Raw genomic sequence first — 9447 nt, 5'->3', positions numbered from 1 at the left:
GGACCATCCAAAGTCGACGCTTGCAGCACCAGATGCAGGCCGCCTAATCTGAAACCAGATGGACCCGAGTCTTCCTTAGATCAGACCGCCCGCTGCCCCAAAAACTCTGACAACGGACAGTCGGCTGCCCCGTCGAGGAGCTGGGCCTTCCATTGGGTGATCTGGTTGGGATGCACATCGAACTGCTGCGCCAACTCGGCCAGGGTCTTCTCGCCCTTCACGGCAGCCAGGGCCACTTTGGCCTTGAAAGCCGGAGAGTGGTTTCGGCGCGGTCTCTTGCTCATGGGGTCTCCTGTTCGGCAGCCATTCTGGCCGCAATCAGGCAGAAACTCCACTTATCTCACTGTTCAAATTTCCCGAGCCACCTCTCCGCAGGATGGTCCGCCTGCCCATGCGCCGACGAGTTCGGAACGGACGCTTGCCCCAGCCACCGGAGGCTGAATTGGCAGCTATGGTACATTCCGGACGGGCCGACCTTCGGCTTTGGACAGGAACATCGGACGTTCCTGCCAGTCAAGGAACTTCACTGCCTGACCCGAAGCTGCCCTTGAGCGCTGTGCCTGCGGCTCATCGCAACGGGTAGAACGCTCACACTCCCGCCCACATACGTCGCGGCGCCCAAGAGGGTGTCTGCGTGCTGCTTTGCGCGAAGAACAGTGGGCCGCTTCATGACCTCCCAATTCGATCAGCGTCAGGCGTCAGAAGCCCATTGAACACCACATCAATGTGGGCGTCTAGGAAGGCCTCGCTGCTGATGTGGGCGTATCGATCGAAGGTCATACGCCAAATGGCAGCCATCAGGGCAGGCGCTACGAGCACAAGCGGGAGGTTAGCAGCAGCCCCTTGCCGCACCTCACCACGGGCGATGCCGCGCGCCACGATTTGCTCCAAGAGAGCACGACCTTTCGAGATCGTCTCTGTGTAGTACAACTCGGTCAAAGCCGGGAAGCGCTCACCTTCCGCGATGATGATGCGGACCAGCACCCGCAGATCCGAGTTCACCATCTGCCGGTGAAGGGTTTCAAACATCAGCTTCAGAAGATCGCGGGTGGTGCCGGGATAGACATCCACAAAGCCGCTGATCTGTTCAAAAACCGGTGCAACTTCGGTCCGCACCGCAGCCAGGAAGAGTGCCTCTTTGTCCGGGAAGTAGCGGTAGATCGTTCCTTTGGCAACTCCAGCCCGGCGAGCAACGTCGTCAAGACGCGTTCCCGCAAAGCCGTTTACCGCGAACTCCTCAAGTCCTGCCCTTACCAGTTCGGCTGGCCGGGCTTCCTTGCGCCGTCGCCTCGGTCGAGTGGTAGTCACTGGCTGGTCCATTTACGCCTCAACGCTGCAAATGACTTGCTGGTCATTAGAGTTTGCAATGCTTTTGATGTCAGCTATAATGACCACATAGTCATTAATCGTCCAGCGCTATCTCAGCAGATCGGGCTTAGCCATGATCATCTCGCAACCCGTACAACCTCATCACACCATCATGGCTGATCCCAAAACGGGTACTGCAGAGCGCAAGAGGCTGCCCCTCGTGGTCGTTCGGCACTCGTCGGAGGTCAGGCCACACCGGTGGCGCTGGCGTGCTGTCCTAAGACGCGCCCGCTTCATCCCAGTGATAATCGCCCTTGTGGCGCTGGGTGGTTTTATCGGCCTCTACTTCCAGCCGCCGGGTCTTCAGAAGCTTATGGCCGCTTTGCAATTGCAGCCCGGCGGCGGAACGTCCTCTCCCATCGCGCTGCCGGTTCAACGGCCTGACCCCCGCCAAGTCGGAGCTGCGGATCTCCCAACCCGCCAGATGGTTGTGGGTCTCGGCAGGCTTCTCCCCGAAGGTGAGGTGGTAATCGTCGCGCCACCGTTTGGCGCGGGTGATGCGCGGGTCGCAAGCCTGAAGGTCACGGAGGGTGATCGCGTCGAGCACGGGAGCGTGCTGGCCGTTCTCGACAGCGAGCGGACGCTGCTGGCAGCCATTGGGTCTGCGCGCGCCCAACTTGCCGCCCGGGAGGCTAACCTGGCCCAGGTCAGAGCTTCCGTGCAGGCCAGCCGTGACGAGGCAGGAGCCACCCTCGCTCGCGCAGAGACCACGTATCAGAACACGGTTCGCGAATTCGAACGGGTGGAGATCCTGCGCCAACGTGGCTATGCGGCCGAACAGTCCTTTGACCAGCGCCGTGCCGCTCGTGATGAGGCCGCACGGGAGGTGGAGCGGGCACGAGCCACCCTCTCCCGCTATGGCTCAGGCGATCTTGACGCGCAGGCGGATGTTCGAGTAGCGGAGCGCAACGTGGATACTGCTCGAGCTGATCTAGCCCGCGCCCAAGCGGATCTGGACAAGGCCTATGTCCGCGCTCCGATTACTGGGACTGTGCTGACCGTCCATGTTCGGCCGGGGGAGAAGCCTGGTGCGCAAGGCCTGATGAACCTTGGCAATATCGACAGCATGACCGTCGAGGTTGAAGTCTACCAAGCGCAGGTCGGTCGCGTGTTGGTGGGCGACAGCGTGGAAGTGACAGCCGAAGCCTTGCCTCAGCGGCTCAAGGGTAGCGTGACCCGGATTGGGCTTGAGGTCGGCCGCCAAACTGTGGTCGACGCCAACCCTGCGGCCAATACTGACGCCCGGGTCGTGAAGATCACGGTAGCCCTTGAGACTGACTCCTCTAGTCTCGCCCAACGCTTCACAAACCTGCAGGTGACAGCTCGCATCGCGAGCAGGGGCGAGCTATGACCGAATTGCTCGCCAAACTCCTCGGCCGGCTCCCGATTGGATGGCTCCAGTTGGTGCACAACAAGACCCGGCTCCCGGCGGCGGTAGCCGGTGTGTCCTTCGCCAGCGTTCTTGTCCTCATGCAGCTCGGCTTCCTTGGGGCTCTCGTTGGCAGCATCAGGCTGCCGTATGACCAGATGAATGCCGACATCCTCATCTCGGCGTCGGACATGAACACGCCGGCGGACGGCAGCCCTCTCCCGCGCCAACGCATGTTCGAGGCGCTCTCCGTTGAGGGCGTCGCGAGGGCAACGCCGCTCTACTACGGCAAAATCGAGTGGAAGCAGTCCGACGGGACCATTCGCAACCTTGATGTGTTCGGCATTGACCCCTCGTCCGAGACCATCCGCAATCCTGCCATCGAAGCCCGGCTCGCAGACATTGCACGCGCTGACGTGGCGCTCATCGACGCGAAGACCCGGAACGCCCCGGATGGCCTCTTCGCCCAAATCGCAAATGGGCAACCATACCGCTTTGAAGTCAAGGGACGCACACTGACGGTTGTCGGCACCTTCGAGATCGGTGGCGGCTTTACAGCGGATGGTTACCTCGTCATCTCGGATCAGACTTTCCTGCGTCTGTTCCCTCAGCGCGCCGCAGGAGCGCCAAACCACATCCTGGTGAGCCTGGCACCGGGTGCTGACGTTCGTTCCACTATCGAGCGCCTTCGAGCCGTGCTCCCCGCTTACGATAGCTCAGTGAGGACTGTCGCCGAGGCGTTTGACAAAGATCGGGCCTTCCAGACAACGCAGCGGCCTGTAGGTTTGGTCTTTGGCTTTGGCATCGTAATCGGCGTACTTGTTGGCATCATCATCGTCTACCAGGTGCTCTCGACGGATGTCGCCGAGCACTTGAAGGAGTACGCAACCTTCAAGGCAATCGGCTATCCGCAGCGGTTCTTTCTCAGCATCGTGTTTGAGGAAGCGGCGATCCTCGCCGCTTTGGGCTTCATTCCTGGCTTTGTTGTCTCGCTCGGGCTTTACGCCATGATCGCTGCCGCCACCGGGCTGCCGCTGGCGATGACAGGAGCACGGGCTGTGTTCGTACTCATTGGTGTGCTCGGGATGTGTTTGTTGTCTGGAGCGATCGCCACACGCAAATTGGCCCGGGCTAACCCCGCCGATCTCTTCTGAGGAGGGTAGGATGGACCGCATGGGACCTTCTGAGTTTCGGGCAGGCGGCTCTATGAGCAGGACCGCTGCACCGATTGTCGTGCGGGGGCTCGAGCACTGGTTTGGAGAGGGCGAGGCAAAAAAACAGGTGCTGTTCGACGTCGATCTCGTCCTCCAGCCCGGAAAGCTAACTGTTCTGCTTGGCGCATCTGGTTCTGGGAAGACGACCTTACTCACTCTCATGGGCTGTCTGCGCCGGGTCCAACAGGGCAGCGTGACTCTCCTGGGGATGGAGCTTGCCGGCGCGGCTGAGGATGTGCTGGTGCAGTGCCGCCGCAGGCTCGGGTTCATCTTCCAGGCCCACAACCTGCATGACAGCCTTACGGCAATGCAGAACGTAAGGATGGGCTTGGAGGTGCATGGGCCGGCTGCGACAGCACAGTGGGAAAGCGCGGCGGCTCACCTCCTTGACCTGTTGGGGCTGCGGGAGCGCTTGAACTACCTGCCTGGCAATCTCTCCGGGGGGCAAAAGCAGCGCGTCGCCGTAGCCCGAGCCCTCATTGGCAACCCTGATATTGTCTTTGCCGATGAGCCCACCGCAGCTCTCGACAAAGAGAGTGCGCTCAACGTGGTGACTCTTCTCAAACGTCTCGGGACGGAGCGGGGTACAACAACGCTGATGGTGACGCATGATAGCAAGATCATGGATTTGGCTGACCAGATCATCACCATGGATGAAGGACGCATTGTGCAGGACAGCAGCCTGAGCTGAGGGTCTTCGGCGACCGCTACGCTGACGCCCACAAGCGGCCGGAGTACTTAACGCCCACATCAAACAGGCTCTTCCCCTCGTCGTCGACGGACCACTGGTTGTCTACGAGGCTGGAGCGAACTGTCTTCACCTACCCGACCCTCGCCCGCAGGCGAGCTTGATGCCAGTGCTGGGGAGTGTTGAGAGGGCGCACGCTTACAAGTAGGCTTCTATGGCTTGCGACTGGCTTGGAGCCAGCTCTGTCGAACTATCTGCACCCGAGCCGGTCAGCCCCAAGTGAGGCCGCGCTAGGCGAGTTGAGGACTGGCGCTGAAGCTGCTGTTGCACGCAACTTCGACATTCTCGATGGATATCTAGCCAGGCAAAGCGGCCCCTGACTGATTGGGGCGGATTACTGTATCGTCGACGCCTACGCCCTGACCGTGTGGCACACGGAGCGGCCGGGCACCAGCTGACCCCATGTGGGGCCATATGCCCGGCGTGTTCTGGAGCGCTCCGCTGTCCAGCGAGCCCTAGCCCAAGAGCATCTGGCTCAGCCCTGGATCTGAGATCGGCGAGGAACGTTGGAGACGAACGATGGGAGGGCCGCTTCTGGCACGCCTGAGACCTGAGCTTGAGGGCGGCAATCCTCATCGAACCGGACGTTCTGAAAGCGTAAGGAATCTCGGTTCCTGACCCAGAGCGGCCTATGTCTGCCACCACACTTTCGTCGTTACGGGCGTCTGCGAGTTTCTAACTGTAGGCGAGCAGCAGAACCTCCAACCATAATTCCGGATGTTAGCGGATCGAAGCTGGTCAGGCGGCCATAGCTGCCCCCCGGTCTGGTCCCGATAGGATCAACGCCGGTCACCTCGATCCGCGTGTTGCCAAGCCCTTCCGCCATGACAAGGCTGAAGAGGATCCTGGCGTTCTCCGGTGCCAGCCGCACGCAGCCATGGGAGGCCGGTGTGCCCAACCGGCGGATGGCCTGGCTCCCGTGGATGGCGTGCCCCGAGTCAGTGAAAAAGATTGAGTGCGGGATCGGCGCATCGTCCCACTCCTTCGAATAGTGGTCCTTCACCAGACGAGACGGCGTGAAGGCTCCGGTCGGAGTGGCGTAATCCGCCAGACCTGTCGATACAGGCCAGGAGTACCGCTCAGCGCCATCGACCATCACTGTCATGCGCTGCGTTGTCTTGTTGACCGAGATGAGGACCTCGGCTCCCATGGCCTTGGTCGCCCCGGCGAGGGCCGCAATCAGCACGACCATCAACGAGATCATTCTCCGCATTGTCCACTCCGCCTGCTGCCCACCCTCTCCGCCGAGGCGCTCTTAAGGAATGATCACCGAAACCGGCTAAGGTTCCATGGCCGACTGAGATTTGGGACTCGGCCAATCGGGACAACCTGACAGGCCTCCCGAGCGTTACTCAGGGTTCGCCAATCGCTTGCAGGTAGAACGACCAGTAAGTGATTCGATTGAAAGCCGGTGTCATGAAGCCAATGAACGAGAGCCACTTAGTGATCCTGCGGCGGCATATGGTCGAGATGGTTGCCATCCACGCGGATCTGGCCAGCGACGAGATTGGCCGAGCCTTGTTGGATGAGCGGGTGATGGCTGCGATGCGGAAAGTGCCACGGCATCTGTTCGTCCCAGCCCCTCTTGCACCTTATGCGTATCAGGACGCGCCCCTGCCCATCGGCTTCAACAAGACAATCTCGCAGCCCTTTATCGTGGCGCTCATGACCGATCTTCTATCGCCACAACCCAGCGAGAAGGTGCTCGAGGTCGGGACGGGCTTGGGATACCAGACGGCGATCCTGGCGGAGCTTGCGGGTCAAGTCCGGAGCATTGAGATCGTCGAGGAGTTTGCCGGAGTTGCACGTGAGCTCCTTCAACAGCTCGGTTATGCCAATATCGAGATCCGCGAGGGAGACGGGTCCCGCGGCTGGCGCGAGCATGCTCCTTTCGACAAGATCCTCGTATCGGCTGCGGCTGACAAGGTGCCCGCCGCCTTGCTTGAGCAACTCAAGCTAGGCGGGCGCCTGGTGATGCCGGTGGGCCCGGAGGAGATGCAGCATCTCACCGTCATCGAGAAGGGTGCCAATGGTCAGACTGGAGTTCGGGAACTCCTGCCTGTGCGGTTCGGCCGGCTCGAGACAATCACCTGAAAACACTCCAGCCTAGCGACCGCTCATACGTTAAAAGTGATGTCGGCTTCCTCTGATGATAGATCCATACAGCTCCGGGCCAAACGTCGTCTGGTCACATTGAGCCGACCTTCATGACGAGCGGAAAACCAAAGGCAGCGCATGCTTGCAGGGGCTGCCCGTCTCATTCCCGAACCTGGAGCGCAGGCCTGCCATCACGTTCGTGCGATGTGAGATGCGGCGAACTGGTCTGGAGAGGCTGATCGTCTATGCTGCCATTCAGTGATCCACGCTTGGGGTTCTCGCATGAGCCACCATCCTCTCATCGATCCTGATCGACGCTCTTTGCTGATCAAGGCTGCCATCACGTCAGCCTCTATCATCATCCCGAGGAGCCTGGTTGCGGCCGAGCTTGTCCCGACACCAGGGCAGACGGAAGGGCCCTTTTACCCGGTCGAGCTCCCGCCCGACATGGACAACGATCTGGTGAAGGTCACAGGTCAGACCGCTCAGGCTCTTGGACAGGTGGTCCACGTGTCAGGGCGGGTGCTGGACACCCGCGGGCAGCCGCAGCCCGGCAGTGTGGTCGAGATCTGGCAGTGTGATGCGAATGGCATCTACCGCCATCCCCGTGCAGCCGGGCAGGGTCGCATCGACCATGCCTTCCAGGGCTATGGCCGCACCCAGGTGGACGATCAGGGCCGATACCGGTTCCGCACGATCCGCCCGGTACCATATCCAGGGCGGACGCCCCACATCCACTTCGCCGTGCATGTGCCGGGGCAGGGACGCCTGATCACACAGATGTACATTGAGGGCGAGCCCCTCAACGCACGGGACGGGGTCCTCAACCGCATCCGTGACTCTCAGGCTCGCCGCACCGTGATTGTGCCCTTGTCTTCCGGGCAAGTGTCTGAGCCCGGCGCGCTCCATGGGCGCTTCGATATTATTGTGGCGGCATAGATCCGGGATCATCAGCAATCCACCCTTCAACCAGGATGGCGGTGGCTGCAGCATCATCATCGATTACCCCTCATGCCGGCTCAACAGAATGTCCTTGGCTTGGTTCACCCGCGCTGCGAGATAAGTCGAACCGCCTTGATCCGGGTGGAGCTTCTTCATCAAGGACCGGTGTACCTGCCGGATCTGATCGTGGGTGGCCCCTGGTTGGAGATCTAGGATCCGGTAGGCTTCCTCGGGAGTCATGACACCCGATGCGGGCTGAGCGTCTGCTCGCGGCTGCTCCACACCCTGTGTGTCTTCACGCCAATGAGGAAAGCGACGGTCGAGGTAAGCCTCGAGAAGGCGGACACCATCGGGATCGCTGACTTGGCACTCCGTCAGCAGCTTCCGCAGGCGTGCCTCGTCCAGTAATCCGAGTTGCTGCCCGGCAAAAGCACCGGCAAGCACGGAGCCGTCCATCTCGCCGGTGTCGTGAACCAGCGTCATCTCAATCAACCGCGAGCGGACACGTGACGTGCTGCCGGAAGCCGGCTGCGCTCGCCTGCCGAGATTGGGGAAAGCGAGGCGGCTCCACCCGAGGAGCCAGGCTCCGAGACTTCCGATCAGCAGGGCTATGTCGATCCGTCCTCGGATAGCGAGCAGTCCCGCGATGCCAAGGGCCACAATGCCGCCAATGACCTTGAGAAGCTTCGCAAGGGAGGCTGGGTTCGCATGCGCGAAGTTGCTCAGGAAAAACCATAGAACGGTGACGGCCGCGATGCCGTACAGCAGCATCACGGCTTGTGTCCGTTCATGGCGGTGAGCAGAACGCGAGCCTGTGCGTTGCCAGCGGACAACCGAGTGAGACCCTCGACACCGTTGGCCGCATAGGCCGCGGCAGCGCGCAGGAGTTCCGACAGGGTGTGGGGAGCTCCTGCATCAAAGCGGGCATAAGCTCCGCCGCTCAGGCGGGCGATCTCCTGAAAAGCACAGGCGGCATCAGGGTCATGCCCTTCATGGAACATGAAGGGCATGACGCCCAGCAAGCCAAGTTCGCCTGCAACGGCACAGAGATCGTCAATCAGCTCCTCCATGGCATCGCCGACATAAACGAGCACCTTCAATGGCGCTTGGCCAGCCTCTGTCCGGACATGACGGAGCACCCGTCCGATCTGGGTCTGACCTCCCCGGCAACTGATCTTCGTCATGAGGTCCATCAGCGCCCGCGGATCGGCGACCCAGCGGGAGGAGCGGCACTCGCTGAAGCCTCGGAAGTAGACCAGTTGCACCGAGAGTCCTCCGGCCTCACTGGCTGCGGCAAACATCTCGCCCTGGACACGGCAGGCGAGATCCCAGGTGGGCTGCCGGCTCATGGTGGCGTCGAGAGCAAATACGAGCCGCGCCCGCGGTGCATTGCCTGCCAACGGTCCAAGCCGCTTGGCCTCCGAAAGAAATGAGTCAACCATTGAGGCTGGACTGCCGGCAGTTGCGGGTGGTCGTGTGAGATCCTTCTTGTCAGCCATTGTATCTCCCTCTCCAAAGATGTGGGGCTTGAGGGAGCGCCTGTAAATGCGGGACACAGAAGCAGAGCTTAGCACGTCCGGGTTGGGAGACCTGCGAAGATGGGAGAACAGGCAGGAAGGATGCTCGATTTAGTGGTGCATCCGGTAAGTCATGCCGCCCTCGGTACCAGGGCGATGCCAGGCGAACGGCGTGGCCGGTGTCGGCGGCGC

The 9447-nt window shown here is 61.3% G+C and carries 9 protein-coding genes and 1 pseudogene; 5 read left to right on the top strand and 5 right to left on the bottom strand.

Features of this window, described 5'->3' with window-relative positions; genetic code table 11:
* Nucleotides 1–122 precede the first annotated feature (122 nt).
* Nucleotides 123–284 (bottom strand): annotated as a pseudogene (locus JKG68_RS29150) (transposase); the annotation flags it as partial.
* A 382-nt stretch (nt 285–666) separates the two neighbouring features.
* Nucleotides 667–1320 carry a TetR/AcrR family transcriptional regulator gene (locus JKG68_RS29145; protein ID WP_202065567.1) on the bottom strand — a complete coding sequence of 218 codons (654 nt, stop codon included), beginning with the start codon at nt 1318–1320 and terminating at the stop codon, nt 667–669.
* Between the two features lie 160 nt (nt 1321–1480).
* Here JKG68_RS29145 and JKG68_RS29140 point away from each other — a divergent pair, with 160 nt between their 5' ends.
* The 3 genes from JKG68_RS29140 to JKG68_RS29130 are packed head-to-tail and all read left to right on the top strand — an operon-like array spanning nt 1481 to nt 4642.
* Nucleotides 1481–2719: an HlyD family efflux transporter periplasmic adaptor subunit gene (locus JKG68_RS29140; protein ID WP_202065566.1), complete on the top strand. Its 1239-nt coding sequence runs from the start codon at nt 1481–1483 to the stop codon at nt 2717–2719.
* A complete protein-coding gene (gene devC, locus JKG68_RS29135) occupies nt 2716–3891 on the top strand; it encodes an ABC transporter permease DevC (protein ID WP_202065565.1) in 1176 nt (391 codons plus the stop codon). The genes JKG68_RS29140 and devC overlap by 4 nt, the downstream gene beginning before the upstream one ends.
* Before the next feature lie 10 nt (nt 3892–3901).
* Nucleotides 3902–4642: an ATP-binding cassette domain-containing protein gene (locus JKG68_RS29130; protein ID WP_246516017.1), complete on the top strand. Its 741-nt coding sequence runs from the start codon at nt 3902–3904 to the stop codon at nt 4640–4642.
* Between the two features lie 712 nt (nt 4643–5354).
* On the opposite strand, the gene JKG68_RS29125 is transcribed toward JKG68_RS29130, so the two are convergent.
* Nucleotides 5355–5912, bottom strand: coding sequence for a L,D-transpeptidase (locus tag JKG68_RS29125; RefSeq protein WP_202065564.1), 558 nt, complete (start codon nt 5910–5912; stop codon nt 5355–5357).
* Nucleotides 5913–6115: 203 nt separating this feature from the next.
* Between JKG68_RS29125 and JKG68_RS29120 the strand changes: the two genes are divergently transcribed.
* Complete coding sequence (locus JKG68_RS29120) at nt 6116–6793, top strand: protein-L-isoaspartate(D-aspartate) O-methyltransferase (protein ID WP_202065563.1); 678 nt, start codon at nt 6116–6118, stop codon at nt 6791–6793.
* A 285-nt stretch (nt 6794–7078) separates the two neighbouring features.
* Nucleotides 7079–7735, top strand: coding sequence for a dioxygenase family protein (locus JKG68_RS29115; protein WP_202065561.1), 657 nt, complete (start codon nt 7079–7081; stop codon nt 7733–7735).
* Between the two features lie 63 nt (nt 7736–7798).
* Here the strand turns inward: JKG68_RS29115 and JKG68_RS29110 are convergent, their stop codons facing one another.
* Nucleotides 7799–8512, bottom strand: a complete 714-nt coding sequence (locus JKG68_RS29110; RefSeq protein WP_312891029.1) for a DnaJ domain-containing protein — start codon at nt 8510–8512, stop codon at nt 7799–7801.
* Complete coding sequence (locus JKG68_RS29105; protein ID WP_202065559.1) at nt 8509–9237, bottom strand: vWA domain-containing protein; 729 nt, start codon at nt 9235–9237, stop codon at nt 8509–8511. The genes JKG68_RS29110 and JKG68_RS29105 overlap by 4 nt, the downstream gene beginning before the upstream one ends.
* Nucleotides 9238–9447: the final 210 nt, after the last annotated feature.

The sequence above is a fragment of the Microvirga aerilata genome, from assembly GCF_016743775.1.
In the GTDB taxonomy this organism is placed as follows: domain Bacteria; phylum Pseudomonadota; class Alphaproteobacteria; order Rhizobiales; family Beijerinckiaceae; genus Microvirga; species Microvirga aerilata.
The sequence above is the reverse complement of the archived record's forward strand: the minus strand, read 5'-3'. Positions and strand labels throughout refer to the sequence as shown.

Excerpts from the sequence above, each read along its gene's own strand:
- JKG68_RS29145 (WP_202065567.1), bottom strand. The coding sequence starts at position 1,320 with ATGGACCAGCCAGTGACTACCACTCGACCGAGGCGACGGCGCAAGGAA.
- JKG68_RS29140 (WP_202065566.1), top strand. The coding sequence starts at position 1,481 with ATGGCTGATCCCAAAACGGGTACTGCAGAGCGCAAGAGGCTGCCCCTC.
- devC (WP_202065565.1), top strand. The coding sequence starts at position 2,716 with ATGACCGAATTGCTCGCCAAACTCCTCGGCCGGCTCCCGATTGGATGG.
- JKG68_RS29130 (WP_246516017.1), top strand. The coding sequence starts at position 3,902 with ATGGACCGCATGGGACCTTCTGAGTTTCGGGCAGGCGGCTCTATGAGC.
- JKG68_RS29125 (WP_202065564.1), bottom strand. The coding sequence starts at position 5,912 with ATGCGGAGAATGATCTCGTTGATGGTCGTGCTGATTGCGGCCCTCGCC.
- JKG68_RS29120 (WP_202065563.1), top strand. The coding sequence starts at position 6,116 with ATGAAGCCAATGAACGAGAGCCACTTAGTGATCCTGCGGCGGCATATG.
- JKG68_RS29115 (WP_202065561.1), top strand. The coding sequence starts at position 7,079 with ATGAGCCACCATCCTCTCATCGATCCTGATCGACGCTCTTTGCTGATC.
- JKG68_RS29105 (WP_202065559.1), bottom strand. The coding sequence starts at position 9,237 with ATGGCTGACAAGAAGGATCTCACACGACCACCCGCAACTGCCGGCAGT.